This window comes from Azospirillum melinis, from assembly GCF_013340935.1.
GTDB lineage: Bacteria > Pseudomonadota > Alphaproteobacteria > Azospirillales > Azospirillaceae > Azospirillum > Azospirillum melinis.
In genome coordinates this window covers 119,234-137,890 of the sequence record NZ_WHOS01000006.1, presented here as the reverse complement: position 1 = coordinate 137,890, position 18,657 = coordinate 119,234, and the positions used below count along the sequence as shown (strand labels likewise).

Sequence of the window (18,657 nt, the reverse complement as noted above, 5' to 3'; positions counted from 1 at the left end):
GAAATGCCGGCATCCGGCCAGCCCGCTATTTAGCGCCGGCCCATCTCGACCTTCAAGGCATGACCGTCAAGATCGCATTCATAGACCCGACGGGAGGCGATTATACTCCCGAGACGCCACGTCAGCGACCGCTCGGCGGGTCGCAATCGGCGCTCTGCTACCTGACCGAGGCGCTGGCCGCCGCCGGCCATGCGGTTACCGTGGTCAACGGCACGCGCGCGGCCGTCACCGTGCGCGGGGTGCGCTGCCTGCCCATCGCTTCGATCCGCCTCGAGGATCTGTGCGACTTTCACGTCTTGGTGTTCCTGAACGGGTGCGACCGGGAGTTTCTGCTGCGTCTGCGCGCCAAGCTGGGCGGCGGGTGCAAACTGATCCTTTGGACGCAGCACGCTGTCGACCAGCCGGCCGTGGCCAATCTGGCCGCCGCCGACCTGCGCGACTGCCTGGACGGCATCGCCTTCGTCAGCCGATGGCAGATGGACGGGTATCTGAACGCCTTCCCTCTCGATCCGGCCGGCTGCCGGGTGATGCGCAATGGGATCGCTCCGGCCTTCGCCAACCTGTTCGGGCCGGACGAGGACATCCTGGCGGCGAAGCCCTGGCCGCCGATTCTGACCTACACCAGCACGCCGTTCCGTGGTCTCGACGTGCTGCTCGACAGCTTTTCGCTGATCCGGGCGGCGATTCCGGGAACCCGACTGCGCGTGTGCTCGAGCCTGGAAGTCTATCAGGTCTCCGCCGGGCAGGACCCCTTCACCGCCCTGTACCAGCGCTGTCGCGAGACCGAAGGGGTGGAGTATCTCGGCGGCCTCGGCCAGGTGGAATTGGCGGGAGCGATGCGGGAGGCGACCTGCCTTGCCTATCTCAACCGCTTCGCCGAGACCTCCTGCATCGCCGTGCTGGAGGCGCTGGCAGCCGGCTGCCTCGTGGTGTCGAGCCAGCTGGGCGCCCTGCCGGAAAGCGGTGCCGGGTTCGCACGCCTCATACCGGTGCCGGAAGATCCGCAGGAGCACGCGCGGCGCTATGCCGAGGCGGCGGTGGCCGGCCTGCGGGAATTGCGGGACGATCCTACCGGCGTCGGCCGGCGGCTCCGTGCCCAGGTCGGGCACGCGAATGCCGGGACGATCTGGGAGGTGCGGGCGCGGGGCTGGATGGACTGGTTCAAGGAATTGCTGACGCCGGCTTCCCTGGCGCCCGTTTCAGCAGGGGGCGCCACGGCGATCACCACCAAGATCGTCTCTGCCCAACAGCAACTCATGGAGGCCTTGGGCGCCCATCTGAACTCGGGAGGCGACCAGCGGGTGGCCGACCCGGTCTGGCGTGCGGAGGCGCGCCGGATGATCGAGCTGGTGGAACGTTCGCTGCACCTCGATCACAACGATGAGGAGGCGCGCACCGGCGTCTGGTCTGCTCTGCGGGGCTATGACGCCTGGTTGGCCTACCAGACGGCGCTGTCCGAATTGCCGCCGCCGTCTCCGCCGCCGCCCGGCGGGCGACGGATCTTCGACTGCTTCCAGTTCTACAACGAACTGGATCTGCTGGAGGTCCGGTTGGCGGAACTCTACCCGGTGGTGGACCGCTTCGTCCTGGTCGAGGCGACCTATACCCATGCCGGCGCGGCCAAGCCGCTGTATTACGCCGACAACCGGGCGCGCTTCGCAGCCTATGCGGACAAGATCGTCCACATCGTCGTCGCCGAGGACCCGGGCGGCTTCGCCTGGAACCGCGAGGCATACCAGAGGGACGCGATCCTCCGCGGCCTGGGGGACTGTCGGCCCAGCGACATGATCCTCATTTCCGACGCCGACGAGATCCTGCGCGCGCCGGTCGTCGAGCGTCTGCGTTGGGATGCGGACGAGGGCGCAGGCAGTGGAGCAGGCACGGGCACCACGCTTCTCGCTCCGCATCTCGACATCTTCCTCTATTTCCTCGACCTCAAGGCACCCGACCCGTGGATTTCGGTGGCGGCCGCCCCCTGGGAGCTGATCCGCCGCATCGGTGCGAACCGCGCCCGCTATCTGGCCAAGCAGGGGATCGGGCGGGTTATCCCGGATGCCGGGTGGCATTTCACCTGGATGGGGGGGGCCGCTCGTTTCCGCGCAAAGCTGGAGGCTTTCGCCCACCGTGAGATGATGGCCGGCTTCGACCGCAATCCGCAGGCCAACCAAGCCCGGCTCGAGCGTTTCTACGCCACCGGCCGCTTCGACGACGGTGTCTTGCCCGGCATTTGGACGGGCCTTCGCCGCGTGCCCATTGACGGGCGCTATCCGGCGCGCATCCGGGAAACGCTTGCCCGCTTCCGCCATCTCGGCTGGATCGCCCCGCAGGCGGAACCGGCGCCGGAGACCCTGATCGAGAACGGCTGGGCGCGGGAGAGGGAGGGGGACGGCACGGCGGCCGAGGCGCTCTGGCGCCGGGCCGCAGCCCTCGATCCAACCCACATCGAAGCCTTCCACGCGCTTGCCGAGCGGCTGCTCGCCCGGGACGCGACAGCTGAGGCGCTCCAACCCCTGCGCTGCTGCACCCGGTTGGACCCCGAGGGGAGCTTCCACCTTTTCAAGCTCGCCCGCAGCCTGCTGCTGCTTCGCCGGTACGAGGCGGGAGCGGCGGTCCTGATGGACCTTATCCGCCGCGAGCCTGAGGAGTATCGCGCCTACGGCAACCTCGCGGTCGCGTTGAAAAATCTCGGCCTTCACGAACGGGCGGTGGCGGTCGGTCATCGCGCGCTGGCGCTGATGCCGGCAGATGCCGGCCTGCTGAACAATCTGGGCCTCGCTCTGTCGATGCGGGTCGGAGGGGACGAGGCGGCGTTCGGCGCCCTGTCGCGTGCGATGGTCCTGGAGCCGGACCATGCCGAGCCGCTGATGAACCGCGCCCTGGTCCTGCGCAGCCTGCACCGGTTGGACGAAGCGGAGACCGCGTGCCGCCGCCTCGTCGCGCAGCGACCCGAGGACCCCGGAGCCCACACGCTCCTGGCAACCTGTCTGCTGATGCGGGGCGATCTGGCGCCGGGGTTCCGCGCCTATGAGTGGCGCACCCGGCTGACCGATGGGCAGGTGGAGGCGCGCGGCCTGCCGACGCCGCCATGGGACGGCGGCGCTCTCGACGGGCAACGTATCCTTCTGCACGACGAGCAGGGGCTCGGCGACGCGATTCAGTTCGCCCGCTACGCGCCGCTGCTTGCGCGGCGCGGCGCCCATGTGATCGTGCAATGCCAGGACGCGCTGGTACGGCTCCTCGCCACGTTGCCGGGCGTGACGACGGTGGTCGGGCATTCCGCGCCGACACCGCAGCATGATGGTCATGCGGCCCTGATGAGCCTGCCGCATCTCCTTGGCACGACCCTCGCCACGGTTCCGGCGGAGGTGCCTTACCTTGCCGCCGAACCCGCCCTCGTCGGGATGTGGCGCGACCGGCTGGGGTCGGCGCGGGCGGGACTGCGCGTCGGGCTGGTCTGGGCCGGCAACGCGGGCCTTCCCAACGATGCGAAGCGCTCGCCGGGTCTGAAGCCTCTGCTGCCGCTCCTCGACCTTCCCGGCATTGCCTTCGTCTCTCTTCAGAAGGGCAGCGGCCGGGCGGATCTGGAGCAGCTGGGCGGCCGGCTTCCCGCAGGCTTCCACGATGTCGGCGACGGGTTGGACGACCTCGCCGATACCGCGGCTGTGGTGGCGCAACTCGATCTGGTCATCTCCGTGGACAGCGCGGTCGCCCATCTTGCCGGGGCGCTGGGGCGGCCGGTCTGGACCATCGTGCGCGCGGAATCCGAGTGGCGATGGATGCTGGAGCGGACCGACAGTCCCTGGTATCCGACCATGCGGCTGTTCCGGCAGGCGCGCGCGGGTGACTGGAGCGACGTCGTGGCCGCATTGTGCGCCGCTCTGCAGCGGGCGGTCAGGGAACCCTGGCGGTGAGGGCGCCCTGCGCGGTGCGCCGCCCGACCTCGTCGTGAAGAGCCGCGCGGACGCTTGCAAAGACGGGCGCCCAGTCCAGTTCCGGGCCCTGGCGGAACAGACGCATCGACGGATACCAGGGCGTGCGCTCGCCGGTGAAGCCATAGATCCAGTAAGGGACGTACTGCACGAGGTTCCAGATGGGAGTGCCGAGCGAGCCGGCCAGATGCGCCACGGCGCTGTCCGTCATGACGACCAGATCCAGCCGCTCGATCATCGCCGCAGTGTCGGCGAAATCCTCGAGATGGGGGCCGAGCGACACCACCAGCCGGCCCGCCGGGCCGAGCGCGTCCAGTTCGGCCTCCTGAGGTCCCTTCTGAAGGCTGTAAAGCCGCACACCCGGAATTTCGGCGAGGCCCAGAAACGGCGTCAGCGTCGTGGCGCGCCACGCATTGTCGGCGAAGCTGGACCGGCCCGCCCAGACGATACCGACGCGCAGCGTTCCCGGTTCCCGGTCCCCCAGCAGCCGCGCCGCTTTCTCCCGGGCGTCCGCCGGGATGGTGAGCGCCACCGGGGGCGGCACGCTGGCGAGCGTCGTGCCGAACAGCATCGGCAGGGTCATTTGCGACACCTCGACATCGCAGTCCGGCGTGGGCGCTCCCCACGGTCTCCACTCATCAGGGGCGAGGCCGGACAACACCCGCCGCAATTCCGGATGGCATTCGTAGATCGGCCGACCGCCGGCCTGCCTGACCATCGGCAGATAGCGGGCCACCAGCAGGGAATCGCCGAAGCCCTGCTCGGCCGTCACGAAGACGCGGCGCCCGTCCAAGGGCTGCCCGTTCCATGATGGCGCCGAAGGGGTGCGCGCGAGATAGGAGGGAATCTGCTTTCGCGCCTCGTAATCGTCGAAGCCGTGCACATAGTCGCCGATCTGCAGCCGCGTCAGCGCCCGTTCCCACCGCAGCAGCGCCGTCGGTCCGCCGTTTTCAGTGACCGCGCGGTCTATTGCAGCCAGGGCTTCGGCATACCGCCCCGCCTTGCGCAGCGCGACCGCGCGGTTGAACAGAACCGTCCGGTCGCGGGGGGCGAGTCGGACGGCCTCCTCCTGCGCCGCGACCCCTTCGGCAAGGCGTCCGGCTTCGGTCAGCGCATTGCCGAGGTTGCTCCAGATGCCCCCCTTCCCGGGCGCGTGTTCAAGGCCGCGGCGGTGGCAGGCGATGGCCTCCGCCAGTTTTCCGGCGCGGCGCAGGGACATGCCAAGGATGCTCCACGCCTCCGCATTGGAAGGATCGGCGTCGAGCGCCGCCTCCGCGGCCTTGCGGAGGTTGTCGTCGTCACCGGGCGCCTTATCGGCGTCATCCGTTTCGATCATGGCTTGAAGGCCGAGGGGGCCGGCGTTAAATTCATGTGCGATGCAACCATTGGGGCGGTAAACCCTGCATCATAGCACCCGCCACCACCGGCATGAAGGTCGTAGGCTTTTGCGAAGGGCGACGCGGGCAGGCGAGGATACGGTCATCGTGCAGGCTGTGACCGGCTGATGGCAGACGATCCGGGTTCGGTGAAAACGCACAGGCGGACGCTGGCTGGAGATCCGGCGGATGCTCTGCCCTGGCAGCATTTGGCGGTGGAAGCCTGCCGGGCCGGGAACAGGCGGCAGGCCTTGTCGCTGTTCGTCCGGGCCGCCCGGCTGCACGGAGACGGTACGGTTCTGGAACAGCAGATCGACGGGGTGATCACCCCCGCGCTCAACCAGGCCGTGACGCTGATGCAGAGCGGACGGGTCGACGAGGCGGCTGCGGTCATCGAACCCTTGGCCGAAATCATCGCCCCGCGCGGGGACTTCGCCCATGTTCTCGGCGTTCTGCGCTTCGTTCAGGGACGAGACGACGAAGCCGCCCATTTCCATGCGGCGTCCCGGATGCCGGACAATGGCCTTGGCGCCGCACTGGCCGGCATCGCCCGTCACCGTGCCGATTACGACTTCATCGGCACGGTGGTGATTCCCGTTTACCGGATGGAGGACACCATAGAGCGGGCGCTCGACAGCGTCCTTGCGGCGGTCCGCCACCACCGGGCAGCGTCCGGCGACGCAGAAGCGAAGGTCCATGTCTGCGTCGTCGACGACGCCTCACCGGACGACACCGTGTCGCGGGCGCTGCGATGGGCGCGGGTTCATCCGGAACAGAGCGTCGCGATCATCGCCAACAACCGGAACCGGGGTGCGGGGCGGGCACGCAATGCGGGTGCCGCCGCCGCGATGGGGCGCTATCTATGGTTCCTCGATGCCGACGATTATTACCTGGAGCGGCACCTCTTTCTGACGATCCGGGCCCTGGACGAGGCGCCCGAGGCCGGCTTCGTTCGAACCGGCATGCTGTTCGACGGGATCGACGCCGAAGTCACCCAGGATTGGCGGCAGGCGTCGGAAAACTGCTATCCCGGCAATCTCTGTGTCCGGCGCGACTGTCACGACCGGATCGGCGGCTTTCCGGAGGAAGCGCCTTTCTACCCGGCGGTCGCCGACGACGTGGCCTACAGCCGCGCCCTGCATAGCCGGTTCGGCGGCCTGAAGATCTTCGACAAGACCGTTCACTACACGATGCGGCCGGGCAACGCGCTGGAGCGGCAACGGGCCGAGATGACCGGCGGCCCCCCGTCGGCGGAGCGCGGGAAGCCGGACAGCCGCTTCGTGGCAATCGAACTGTTGACCCGGCGTCGCCTTTACAGCTTGGCGGGCAACCCGATGGCCGGGCCGGAGGCGCCTCCGGCACCGCAGACGGACGCCGCCGTCTGGCTGGAGACGGGGAAGGAGCTGATCCGCGACCAGAGGCCGGAGCCTGCCGTTGCAGCACTGGTCCGGGCCGCGGCTCTCGATCCGTCCAATGCGGCGGTCTGGTTCGAGCTGGGGCTGGCGGCCAACACGCTCAGGCGCGATGCCCTGGCGCTCCGCGGGTTCCAGGCGGTGGCGAGCCTTCACCCGGATGCCGGGGCGGCGCGCTTCAACCTCGCTTCGCTGAGGTTCGAGCAGGGGATTCTCGATCCGGCAGCCCGCCATCTGCGGGAGGCGCTGGCTCTCCGGCCGGAGCATGGCGGTACCCTGTTCCTGTTGGGGCGCACCGAAAGGCGGCGGGGGCAGGCGGGGATCGCGCACAGGCTTCTCGGATGGGCCGTGCGGGTTGAACCGGACCTGGGAGAGATCCGTGCCGAGCGGGCTGAGGTGGCCCTCGGCCTCGGCCGTCCGGAGGACGCAGCGGAGCTTGCGCGGCGTGCGCTGGCACTCGCACCGGGCCTGTTCGACGGCCACACCGCCCTTGCCGGCGCCCTGGAGGCGCTCGGCCGGCCGGATGCGGCGCTTCCAGGCTGGGAGCGCGCGATCCGCTGCAACCCGGGCCGGGGCGGGGCATTCACCGGGCGTGCCGTCAATCGGCTCACCCGGCGCTATGGACCGCCGCCCGTTCCGGCGTCGAGGGCGGGGACGGGGCGCCGGCTCGCCTCGACCTCGCTCGGTTGGCATGGGCGGTTCGGCAACCAGCTTCTGCAATACGGGGTCCTGCGCCTGTACGCCGCGCGGCACGGTCTTACCCTGGAAGTGCCGCCCTGGCCGGGCAGACATCTCTATGGGCTGGACGATCCGATGCCCGGTCCGGCCTTGCTCCGCTTGCCGGAACGGCAGGTCGAGGCCAGCGTCATGGCCTCGCTCAGTGGTGTGGAGAGCGGCGTGGAGGACGAGGTGCTGGCCGACCGCGACGTCACCGCCTATTTCTGCGGCGACACCGGCTTCCTGGCACCGCATCGGGAAACCTTCCGCGGCTTCTTCACGCCGGGTCCGCTCATCCGGCCCTGGACGGATGCGCTGACCGCCCGCCTGCGCGGGGCCGGCCATACCGTGGTGGCCGTGCACATCCGGCGCGGCGACTTCGGCTGGGGGCCTTTCTGGATGGCCCCTGAAAGCTGGTACCTCCATTGGCTGGACGCGGTCTGGCCCGGCCTCGACCGGCCGGTCCTCTACGTCGCGACCGACGACCCGCGCTGCCTCTCCGCCTTCGCCGCCTACCGGCCGCTCTCCGCCCGGGATGTGGCGGAACCGATCCCCGGCGCGGAGTTCCTCACCGATTTCCATGTGCTGTGCGAGGCCGATCTGGTGGCGGTGTCCAACAGCAGCTTCTCCTTCGTGGCGACCATGCTGAACCGGCGCGCCCGAAGCGTCGTCCGTCCCGACAAGGCCCAGCAGGCGCTGGTTCCCTATTCCCCCTGGTCCAGTCCGGTCCTGCTGTGACGATGGATGACGGTCGCCCCGACGGGCTTCTGCAAGCCGCAATCGCCCATCATGCCGCCGGTCGCGCGGAAGAGGCGGAAATCGCCTACCGGGCGGTGCTGGCCGCCCGGCCCGGCCATCCCGGCGCCCTGCATCTGCTGGGGGTGCTCGCGCTTCATCATGGCCGGCCGGCCGTCGCAGCCCAGCTCATCGGGGAATCCATCCGCCGAGACCCCGGCAACCCCGCCAGCTTTTCCAGCCTTGCCGGCGCCCTGCGTCAACTGGGCCAACCCGGCAAGGCGCGGGCGGGCGCATGCCTGGCACTCGCGCTCGACCCCTGCCTGCCCGACGGCCTCGGCACCCTTGCCGACATTCTGGCCGAACTGGGCGAGCATGGTGCCGCTGCGGATGTGCTCGGGCGGATGCTGGTGCTCAGCCCGTGGTCGACGGAGACGAGGCTCAAGCATGCCCATGCGCTCCTCCATGCCGGCCGGAACGAGGAGGCGGTCGAGACGCTGATGACGCTTCTCGGCATGACGCCTTTGTCGGTGGCGGGATACACCAACCTGGGCGTGGCGCTGCGCCGGCTCGGGCGGGTGGAGGAGGCGATGGCCGCCTACCGCAGCGCGCTGGGGTTCTCTTCCGGCGAGCCGGGAACCCTCAACAACCTTGGCATCACGTATCAGGACCTGGGCCGCTACGAAGAAGCCGCCGCCTGCTTCCGCCGCTCCATCGCGGTGCAGCCGGACGGCGCCCACGCCCATCTCAATCTCGGCCTCGTCGCCCGTGACGAGATGCGGGTGGACGAGTCGATCGCCCTGACACGCCGCGCCGCCATCCTGGAACCGGCTCTGGCCGAGGCGCACACCGCGCTGAGTCACGGTCTTCTGATCAAGGGGGAGTTCCGCGAAGGATTCGCGGAGTATGAATGGCGGTCCCGCATGCCGGATTTCCCCTCGCCCCGCCGTGACTTCGCCTCGCCGGTCTGGGACGGATCGCCTCTCGCAGGACGAACCCTGTTGGTTCACGACGAGCAGGGGGTGGGGGACACGATCATGTTCGCGCGCTACGCCGCGCTGCTCCAGACGCACGGCGCGCGAGTATTCCTGGACTGCAACGGGCAACTCGTCCGGCTGCTTTCGTCGATGCCGGGGATCGCCGGCGTTGTTCCCCGTTACGACCCGCCGCCGCCGCACGACGTCCATGTGGCCCTGGCGAGCCTGCCTCACATGCTGCGCGCCACCCTCTACACCATTCCGGCACCGTTCGCCTATCTGCGGGCGGAACCCGATCTGGTGGAGAGCTGGCGAGCGCGCCTCGGTCCAAAAATCGGTCTCCGCGTCGGGTTGGTCTGGGCCGGCAATCCGGGGTTCAAGGGCGACGGGCTGCGCTCCCCCGGTCTGGCGGCCTTCCGGCCTCTGCTCGATCTGCCGGGGGTTTCGGTCTTCGGGCTTCAGAAGGGAGCCGGGAGGCGCGATCTGGATCGGTGCGGGCCGTTGCCCGCCGGCTTCGTCGATCTCGGCGCGGACATCGCCGACTTCGCCGACACGGCGGCGATCATGGAGAACCTGGATCTGATCGTCAGCTCCTGCACCGGGCCGGCCCATCTCGCCGGGGCGCTCGGGCGGCCGGTGTGGACCGTGCTGCCCTTCGCTCCGGACTGGCGGTGGCTGGAGCATGGCGTCTGCACCCCCTGGTATCCGACCATGCGCCTGTTCCGGCAGGAGCGGCGCGGCGATTGGAGCGCGGTCGTGTCACGACTGTGCGCGATGCTGGAAAGCCTGGGCGGCTGAGGCTGCGGGGTCCAGGGCCGGGTCGTCGGTCATCGGACTCAGGACAGCTCGACCGTGAAGGCTTCCGGCGGCAGGCCGGCGGCGTGGCGGTCCCACATGGTCTGGAAGGCGCGTTCGAGATGCCGCGTGAAGCGCGGGCTGTCGAACAGGGGGGCCGTACTGCGGCCGGCCTCCAACCGGTGGCGAAAGCCGGTGAGCGTCGCCGGCTGTCCGGCCAGCTGCACCGCCCGTTCCTCGTACTCCGCGAAGGAGCCAGTGACCGTCTCCGGCAGGCCGGCGGCGTGCAGCAGGCTGGCCGCCACGCTGGAGGCGAAGGTTCCGCCATGCAATGTGAGGACGGGCGCCCCCATCCACAGGGCGTCGGAGGTGGTGGTGTGCCCGGTGTAGGGAAAGCTGTCGAGCGCCAGATCGGCGAGCCGGTAGCGGGCGAGATGCTCGGCCTGCGGACGGGGAGCGGCGAAGACCAGCCGCCCCGGCTCGACGCCATGGCGCGCCGCCTCCGCCCGCAGGTTGGCGGTGGCGTCGCTTCCCGCGTCCAGCAGCCAGAGCGTGCTGGCCGGAACGCGGCGCAGGATGCGCATCCACAGGGCGAACAGGTCGGGGGCGATCTTGAAGGCGGCGTGGAAGGCGCAGAAGACGATGCCTTCGGCTGGCAGGCCACAGGCCGCGCGCGTCGGCGTCGGGGCGTCGGTTGGCCGGCGGCGGTCGTTGACCTGATAGCTGTCGGGCATACGGACCAGCCGCTCGCGGTAGAAGGGCTGGTGCTCGGGCGGCGTGACGATGCGGTCGCCGATGGCATAGTCCAGCAGTTCCGCGCCCAAGGGTCCCGGATAGCCCAGATAGGCCACCTGGATGGGCGCCAGACGCCGCGCCAGCAGCGTCAGCCGGACGTTCTGGGTATAGCCCTTGAGGTCCACCAGGATGTGGATGCCGTCCTCGGCGCAGAGCGCCGCGACCGTGCCGGGATCGGCCTGCCGCAGGTCGCGGAAGCGGTCGAAGCCGGCTTCCAGCCGCCGCCGCATCGGGCTCCCGTCATCCTCGCCGTAGGAATAGCCGAAGATGGAAAAGCGCGCGCGGTCATGCAGTTCGAAAAGCTCCGCCGTCAGGCGGGCGGTGGCGTGGTCGTGGAAGTCGGCGGAGAGATAGGCGATGTTCAGCCGTCCCCCCGGCGGCAGGGCGCGCCGCGGGGCCGCGGCCGGCGAGACCGGCCCGACGGCCTCACGGTGGAAGCGGCGGGCCGCGCGGTCCTGCTGGGCCGGGCTGGTCCCGATGAGCAGGCTCAGCAGCGGCAGCACCACTCCCCGGTCGCGGTCGATGACGTCCAGCAGCCGGCGACAGGTCTCCTCGTGGGTTCGCCAGTCGCAGATGGACAGGCTCGCGAACAGGCGGTCGCACAGCAATTCGGTCCGCTCCGGGGCAAGCCGGTGGGCGTGGTCGTAGCCCTGGGCGGCTTGAGCCAGCCGCTTGGCCGCCCGCATGCTGTGGGCGCTCTCGCGCCATGCCTCCGCCGAGTCCGGCTGGAGCGCCAGCGCCCGCCGATGGGCCTCCAGCGCCTCGCCGCCGCGCCGTTCGTCCCGGAACAGGGTGCCGAGCCGGGTGAAGAGCAGGGCGTCCGGCTGAAGGCGGAGCGCCCGCCGGATCAGGGCCGCGGCGAGGCGGGGGCGGGCATGGCGTTCCAGAAGGGCGAGGTTGCTGAAGGCGTCCGCCAGATCCGGCTGCAAGGCGACGGCGAGGGCGAAATGCCGCCGCGAGTCCTCCTGCCGTCCCAGGGAGAAATCCACCACGCCCAGCAGGAATGCCGCCGCCGTCTGGTCGGGCGACGCGGTGAGGATCGCGCGGCAGAGCCTGCCGCAGTCCTCCGGCTTTCCCTGGCGGTAGAGGGCGAAAGCCCGGCCCAGGGCCTCCTCCACCCTGGCATGCGGCGTTCCGGGGGGCGGCTCATGACTGAGCGGGCGGGTGACCGTGCCGCCCTCGGGCGTGGAGAGGGTGTGGGGGTCCTGCTTGCGGGGCAGGGGGTAGCCGGCCAGATGCAGAATGCCGAGCGGGGCGTGGGGAAGTTCCGGCTCCAGCAGCATCCGGCCGTCCGCGGAACCGAAGGGGGTGGCGCGGAAACAGATCCAATTGCAGCGCGCCGGCAACTGGCTGAACGGCAGCCCGCCGGTGCGCAGGGCGAGGTTCAACGCGACCTGTTCGCTGACGAAAAGCACGGTCCGGCGCAGCGAGTCCGCCAGCAGGCGCGCCCAGAGCGCCCAGTGCGGCGCGTCGCGGCGCGCGGCGAACACCCCGGAATTCAGCAGCGGGTAGGCGAAGAGCCGGCGGGCCGTGTCCTCGTCGAAGCAGGCCTTGTACCAGTCATGAAGGTGATGGGCGTAAGGCGCGCCGTCGTGGAAGGGCGTATAGGCGCGGTCGAGTTCCGGCACGATGGCGAAGCCGGTCGCCGCCGCGCCCGCCAGCAGCAGTTCGATGGCCGACCAATCCTGCACCCAGCAGTCGGCGTCCAGCCACAGGATGATGGCGGCGTCGGGAACATGGTTCGGGAGATGGGGGCGCGACACCATCGCCTTGAAATACTCCGGCATCGGCCGGTCGAAGGGATGGTCCCAACCGGGGACTGTCAGCCGCGCCCCTTCGCCGGTCAGCCAGCGCCGATCCTCCGCCCCAAGCCCGAGATCGAGGACGGTGATGGGAACCCCGGCCCCTTGCGGAAAGGCGCGGATCGAGCGGACGAGCCCCTGGAGCAGCGGGAAATAGGCGGCATCGCCGGCCGTCGCAATCGCGAAGGGATGCACCGGTCAGCTCCCGGCCGGCGTTCCTCTCCCGAGGCGGGGGAGGCACGGCACAGGAGTGAAATCCCTGAGGCGGGAACCGGCGGTCCGTTCCATTCGTTCCCTCCTTCCATCGATCCGGGGGCGACCCTGCATCATCGGCCAGGTCTTGGCAATCCTCCGGGCGGCTTGCCACGCCGATGCGTTCCATCCCATGTTCCCTTCTCCCCGGGCTCACGGCACCGGTTTTATGCACCCGGTTTTATGTTCGTCCGAGGTCTCGGTCACACTCTGCCCGAATGCGATGGTGCCCAGCAGGCAGCGGGGCTCCGCCCGCTCCGGCCGGACTTGCAGGATCGAGCGGCAGAGATCGGCCGCCTCCTCGGCGCGGCCGGCCTGATGGAACGCGACCGCCCGGTCCAGGGCCTGGGCGAGCGTGATGGCGCCTTGCGGCGGAGCGGCTTCCGTCCGACAATGGTTGGCATTGGCCGCCGGCCCGCCGACAGGGTTTTTCCGGATGGCGCTTTTTTGGTGGCGTCCGTGAGAGGGACAGTCGTGGGCGAGGAAGGTTTTCTTCTTTTTTTCAACCGGGGACTGCTGAGCGTAGAGAGATCCGAGTTGCCGGAGGCGGCGGCGAGCTTCCGGGCCGCCGCAGCCCTGCGGCCGGAGCATCCGGTGGTCTGGTTCCTGCTGGGGGTGACCCTGCGGACGATGGGGCGTGCGGAAGAGGCTGCGGCGGCGCTGCACGTGGCGTTCCGCCTGCGGCCTGGGCATCACGACACGCTCTTCCATCTCGCCTCTGTTCATTTGGAACGGCGGCGGCCGGATTGGGCCTTGCCGGCCCTGCGCCGCCTGATCGCGCTGCGGCCAGGCCACGAGGGCGCGGCCTTCGCGCTGGGCAGCGCGCTGATGGCGCTCGACGACCCTGAGGAGGCGGAGCGCGCCTTCCGGCTGGCTGCGCTGCTGCAACCCGATGGGGCGGCGGTGAACAACAATGTCGGCGCGGCGATCATGGCGCAACGGCGGCCCCGGGCGGCGCTGGGACATTTCCGGCGCGCCGTCAGGATCGATCCGTCCTGGCCCGAGCATCGCAAGAATCTGGGCGTTGCCCAGCTCATGCGCGGCGAGCTGGAGGAGGGTTTCCGCGACTATGAATGGCGCACCGGCCAGGCGGTCTGGCAATGGAACCGGAGCTTTCCGGGCAAGCCGGTCTGGAACGGCGGTCCGCTGGCCGGCCGGACCATCCTGGTCCATTACGAACAGGGGCTGGGCGACAGTGTGCAATTCGTCCGCTATTTCCCGCTGCTGAAGGCCAGGGGTGCACGGACCGTGTTCGAGTGCCAGCCGCCGCTCAAACAACTGCTCGCCACCGCCCCCGGCATCGACGTGCTGGTGGCGCGGGGAGAGACGCTGCCGGATTTCGATTGCTACCTGTCCCTGATGAGCCTGCCGCACCGCTGCCGCACCGTGGTGGACACTATCCCCCGCGACATTCCCTATCTGCGGACCGATCCGGAGCAGGCGGCCTTCTGGCGCGAGCGGGTGCTCGGGCACGCACGGCCGGGCGAGCTCCGGGTCGGCGTCCAGTGGCGCGCCGACGGCGGCGACCGGTCCATCCCGCTGGACCGTTTCGAAGCGCTGTCGCGTGTTCCCGGCGTGCGGCTCTTCAGCCTGCAACAGGCTGTCGGGTTGGACGAGCTGGAGCGGCTGGGCACGCGGTTCGGGATCGTCGACCTGCCGGGCCGGCGGGCCGGGGCGGAGGGGTTCCTTGACACCGCGGCGCTCGCGAAAGCCATGGATCTCGTGGTCGCCTGCGATTCCGTGGTTGCGCATGTCGCCGGGGCGCTGGGCAAGCCGGTGTTCCTGGCGCTGCCCTGGCTTGGCAACTGGCGCTGGATGAAGCATCCCGATTGCACGCCCTGGTATCCGGCGCACCGGCTGTTCCGTATGGCGAGCCCCAACGACTGGCACGGGGTCATGCTGCGGGTGGCCGAAGCCGTGGCGGATGAGGTTCGACGTGCCCGATCTTGAGTCTGCCGTCGCGCTCTATGAGGCAGGCCGCCATGTGGAGGCCGCCGTGGCCTGCCTTGCCCTGCTGGAGGCGGGAGTGCGCGACGCCGACATCCTCAACCTGCTGGGAGCGTCGCTGGTCTCGACCGGCAACGTCGATACGGCAGTGGGACCGCTGGAGGAAGCGGTGCGGATCAACCCTGCGCATGTTGCCGCCCGATGCAATCTGGCGCTTCTGCGGCAGCAGCGGCGCGACTGGGCAGCGGCGGAAAGGCATTTCGACGTGCTCGCCTTGCTGGATCCGGCCTTCCGGCTCGGCCAGGAGCGTCTCGGCTCCGTGCGGCAGGAACGCGGCGATCTGGATGGGGCGGTCCGTGCCCTGACGCGGGCGGTCCGTCTCGACCCCCGGTCCGGGTTGGCGTGGTTCAACCTCGCCTCGGTGCGGATGCTGGCCGGCCTGTTCGAGGAGGCCATCGCCGGGTTTCGCCACGCCATCGCCGAGGATCCCGCCGGCGCCCTCGCCCATGTTCAACTCGGCGAGATGCTGTTGCGGCTGGAAGAGGTCGATGCGGCGGCGGAGGCCTTCCGGCGCGGGCTGAGGCTCGATCCGGCCGCTCCGAACGCGGCGGACGGGCTGGCCCGTTGCGGGCGCTATCGGATCATGACCGGCACCACGGGAACGCAGGCCGGCGGAGTGGCAATCCGCGGCCCCTTCGAGAGTGCCACGGGTTACGGCTATTTCTGCCAGTGCCTCATCCGGACGCTGTGGGCGCGGCGGGTGCCGTTGGAGGTGGTTGGAATCAAAGGGCAGGAATCCTGGCCGGGAGGCCGGCTCGACCGGCCCGTGCCGGCGCGGGCGATGGTGAACTGCCTCATTCCGCTGGCGGTGGAGCGAGTGCCGGGCCGTGCGGCCGTGACCTTTTCCATGTTCGAGGGGACGCGCATTCCGCCGGCATGGCGGCGGATGAGCGAGCGCAGCGACCTGATCGTGGTGCCGACAGAATCCTCGCGCCTGGCCTGGGCGGAGCAGGGCTTCCCCGAGGACCGCCTGCGCGTCTGCCCGCTCGGCGTCGATCCGGCGGGGCCGGGGAGCATCCCGGTCCTGGTCGCCTCCGGCGGGCGGCAGGTGTCGAGCTACCGGCACCGCTTCCTCAACGTCTCGGACTTCAACCCGCGCAAGAACATCGACGGGCTGCTGCGGGTCTGGCTGCGCGCCACCGCGTCCGCCGACGAGGCCGTGCTCATCCTGAAGCTCGGCCGGAGCTTCGGTCCGGGCTTGCGGACCCAGCTCGGTGAGCTGGTGCGGGCGGCGGAGCAGGCCGTGGGCCGGCGGCTGGCGGAGGCCGCGCCGGTGGTGTTGATCGACCGGCTGCTGTCCGACGAGGAGATGAAGGGGCTTCACCGCGCCGCCACCCATTACTGGAGCCTGTCGCATGGGGAGGGCTGGGACCTGCCCATGGCCACGGCCGGAGCCATGGGGCTGGGGCTGATCGCGCCCGCCCACTCCGCCTATCTCGCCTACCTGGACGAGGGAACCGCGCGCCTGATCCCGTCCTCCGTCGCTCCCGCCCGCGTGCCGGGGCAGGAGGGGTTCCACCCGCCCTTCCATGGGCTGGACTGGTGGGTGCCGGACGAGGAGGCCGCCGCCGCAATCCTGAGGGGCATCATCCGGGGCGGGGACTGCCTGCCGTCCGCCCGTGACCGTCTGCTGGAGCGCTTCACCTGGGAGCGCTCGGCCGACAGGCTGCTGGCCATCCTCGACGAGGCGGGGCTGCGCTGATGGGAACGGAAGGGATCTTCGCCGCCGCGCTGGCCGAGCATGAGGCCGGCCGCCCCGAGGCGGCGCAGGCCGGCTACCGCGCCGTGCTCGCGCGGGAGCCCGGCCATCCGCAGGCCAACAACAACCTGGGCATCCTGCTGCGCCGGGCGCGGCGCTGGGAGGAGGCCGCCGCCTGTCTCCGCAAGGCGGTGGCGGGGTGGCCGGAGGATTCGGGCGTGCGGAGCAACCTTGCCTGCACGCTCGGCGACCAGGGACGCGTCGCCGAGGCGACGGCCACCCTGCGCGTCGCGCTCGCGCTCAGCCCGGAGGCCCCCGGCTCCTGGTTCAACGCCGGAAACCTTCTCAAGTCGGCGCGCAACCCCGAGGGCGCCAAGGCGGCCTACCGGAGGGCGATCCGCCTCGATCCGGACATGGGCGAGGCGCTGAGCAATCTCGGCGATTCCCAACGCGAGGAAGGGGCGCTGACGCAAGCGGTGGACAGCTACCTGGCGGCGATCCGGGCACGGCCCGATCTGCCGCAGCCCTTCGTCAACCTGGGGGAGGCGCTGAAGGACCAGGGGCGCATCACGGAGGCGATCGGAATTCTCCAGAAGGGGTTGGAGCGTCACCCCGACATGGTGCTGATGCGCTCCAACCTGCTGCTGGCCCTCCATTACTCGCCCTGGATTCCGCCCGGGGTCATCGCCCGCGCGCATGCGCACTGGAACGAACGCCACGCACGGCCGCTTTTCGACGGCGCGAAGCGCTTCGCCAACGACCGCGATCCGGACCGGCGGCTGCGGGTCGGCTATGTCTCTCCGGATTTCTGCCATCACGCCTGCGCCCATTTCATCGAGCCGCTGCTGCGCGGGCATGATCGCGGCGCGGTGGAGGTCCTCTGCTACGCGACCGAGCGGCGGCGGGACGGCATGACCTTGCGGATGGAGGCGCTGGCCGACGGCTGGCGGTCGCTGGCCGATCTCGACGACGCGGCGGCGGCGGCGCTGGTGGAGCGGGACCGCGTCGATCTGCTGATCGACCTCGCCGGCCACACGGCGGGCGGGCGGCCGCTGCTGTTTGCGCGTCGGCCGGCGCCGGTGCAGGTCACATGGCTCGGCTATCCCGACACGACCGGGATGCCGGCGGTGGACTGCCGGCTGACCGACGCCGTCGCGGACACGCCGGGCGAAAGCGACGGCTGGCACGCCGAGCGGCTGGTGCGGCTGCCGCGCGGCTTCCTCGCCTTCCAGCCGCCCGCCGACGCCGGCCCGGTCGCGGACCTGCCGGCGCTCGCCAACGGTTTCGTCACCTTCGGCTCCTTCAACAGCCTGGCCAAAATGACCCCGGAGGTGGTGCGGGTGTGGTCCGCCCTTCTGGCGCGGGTGCCATCGGCCCGGCTGCTGCTGAAGAGTCCCGGCTTCGAGGATTCTGCGGTGCGGAACGCCGTACACCGGGATTTCGCCCGCCGGGGCGCGCGTCCCGAACGGATCGAGCTTTTGATGCCGACCGAGTCCGTCGCCGATCATCTGCGGGCCTATGGCCGGCTGGACGTGGCGCTCGATCCCTTTCCCTACAACGGCACGACCACGACCTGCGAGGCGCTGTGGATGGGGGTTCCGGTCGTCACGCTCGCCGGCCGGCATCACGTGGCGCGGGTGGGCGCCAGTCTGCTGGCCGGCTGCGGGCTGGATGAACTGATCGGGCGGGACGAGGCCGGCTATGTCGAGGCGGCCGCGGCGCTGGCCGGGGACCTCGTGCGGCTCTCCGGTCTGCGCCGTGGCATGCGGACGCGGCTGGAGAGTTCGGCGCTTCTCGATCACCATGGCTTCGCGCGGTCGGTGGAAGAGGCTTATCGGGCCATGTGGCGCGGTTGGACGTCGGGCGGTCGCGCCTGAGCGTGGCAAGCAGGCGTCGGAGCGGCCGGCTCTCCGATGCGCGTCCTCCTGCCATGCCTTCCTGGTTCCTGAGAACGGACATCGCCGTTCGGCCCGCTGCCCAGCCCGCCCTGGGCGTCACCGCCATCAGGCACTCAATACTCGAACTCGATAAAGGAAGTTAAGGTCCCATTGAGCTCAATAAAAAGCTTGCGAATATTTTCTTCTATTTATTCTCTTCATTAATGTCTGGAAATAATTTTAAAATTAGACATAGTTAAAAATTCATTAATTTTACGCCGTCA

9 protein-coding genes and 1 pseudogene are annotated in these 18,657 nt (G+C 70.0%); 7 read left to right on the top strand and 3 right to left on the bottom strand.

The genetic code is table 11. The features are described from left to right. Positions 1-59: 59 nt before the first annotated feature. The gene (locus GBZ48_RS07080) at positions 60-3,911 is read left to right on the top strand and encodes a glycosyltransferase (protein WP_174470369.1); all 3,852 of its coding nucleotides are present in this window, start codon (positions 60-62) and stop codon (positions 3,909-3,911) included. Here GBZ48_RS07080 and GBZ48_RS07075 read toward each other — a convergent pair. Then, complete coding sequence (locus GBZ48_RS07075; RefSeq protein WP_174470368.1) at positions 3,892-5,265, bottom strand: tetratricopeptide repeat protein; 1,374 nt, start codon at positions 5,263-5,265, stop codon at positions 3,892-3,894. The genes GBZ48_RS07080 and GBZ48_RS07075 overlap by 20 nt on opposite strands. 291 nt (positions 5,266-5,556) lie before the next feature. Between GBZ48_RS07075 and GBZ48_RS07070 the strand changes: the two genes are divergently transcribed. Together GBZ48_RS07070 and GBZ48_RS07065 are read left to right on the top strand one after the other, a co-directional pair. Next, positions 5,557-8,172 (top strand): glycosyltransferase, encoded by a 2,616-nt coding sequence (locus tag GBZ48_RS07070; protein WP_246307030.1) that lies wholly within the window; start codon positions 5,557-5,559, stop codon positions 8,170-8,172. Positions 8,173-8,174: 2 nt separating this feature from the next. Continuing rightward, the gene (locus GBZ48_RS07065; protein ID WP_174470366.1) at positions 8,175-9,944 is read left to right on the top strand and encodes a tetratricopeptide repeat protein; all 1,770 of its coding nucleotides are present in this window, start codon (positions 8,175-8,177) and stop codon (positions 9,942-9,944) included. Positions 9,945-9,982: 38 nt separating this feature from the next. Here GBZ48_RS07065 and GBZ48_RS36900 read toward each other — a convergent pair whose 3' ends face one another. Further along, entirely contained in the window at positions 9,983-12,733 is a 2,751-nt protein-coding gene (locus tag GBZ48_RS36900; protein ID WP_343049390.1) for an O-linked N-acetylglucosamine transferase family protein, read from the bottom strand. 210 nt (positions 12,734-12,943) lie between these two features. Next, entirely contained in the window at positions 12,944-13,381 is a 438-nt protein-coding gene (locus GBZ48_RS36120) for a tetratricopeptide repeat protein (RefSeq protein ID WP_246307029.1), read from the bottom strand. On the opposite strand from GBZ48_RS36120, the gene GBZ48_RS07050 reads away from it, so the two are divergent. The 4 genes and pseudogenes from GBZ48_RS07050 (at position 13,265) to GBZ48_RS37040 (ending at position 18,373) form a co-directional block, all read left to right on the top strand. Further along, entirely contained in the window at positions 13,265-14,740 is a 1,476-nt protein-coding gene (locus tag GBZ48_RS07050) for a tetratricopeptide repeat protein (protein ID WP_343049388.1), read from the top strand. The genes GBZ48_RS36120 and GBZ48_RS07050 overlap by 117 nt on opposite strands. Beyond that, entirely contained in the window at positions 14,727-16,499 is a 1,773-nt protein-coding gene (locus GBZ48_RS07045) for a tetratricopeptide repeat protein (protein WP_174470364.1), read from the top strand. The genes GBZ48_RS07050 and GBZ48_RS07045 overlap by 14 nt, the downstream gene beginning before the upstream one ends. Further along, a pseudogene (locus GBZ48_RS37045) lies at positions 16,499-16,999 on the top strand (tetratricopeptide repeat protein); the annotation flags it as partial. The gene GBZ48_RS07045 and the pseudogene GBZ48_RS37045, both read left to right, overlap by 1 nt. A gap of 276 nt (positions 17,000-17,275) precedes the next feature. Continuing rightward, positions 17,276-18,373 (top strand): O-linked N-acetylglucosamine transferase, SPINDLY family protein, encoded by a 1,098-nt coding sequence (locus GBZ48_RS37040; protein ID WP_425485978.1) that lies wholly within the window; start codon positions 17,276-17,278, stop codon positions 18,371-18,373. The last annotated feature ends 284 nt before the right edge of the window (positions 18,374-18,657 follow it).

Coding starts and splice junctions, on each gene's coding strand:
- GBZ48_RS36120 (WP_246307029.1), bottom strand. CDS start 13,381: ATGCTCCGGCCGCAGGGCTGCGGCGGCCCGGAAGCTCGCCGCCGCCTC.
- GBZ48_RS07065 (WP_174470366.1), top strand. CDS start 8,175: ATGGATGACGGTCGCCCCGACGGGCTTCTGCAAGCCGCAATCGCCCAT.
- GBZ48_RS07075 (WP_174470368.1), bottom strand. CDS start 5,265: ATGATCGAAACGGATGACGCCGATAAGGCGCCCGGTGACGACGACAAC.
- GBZ48_RS07080 (WP_174470369.1), top strand. CDS start 60: ATGACCGTCAAGATCGCATTCATAGACCCGACGGGAGGCGATTATACT.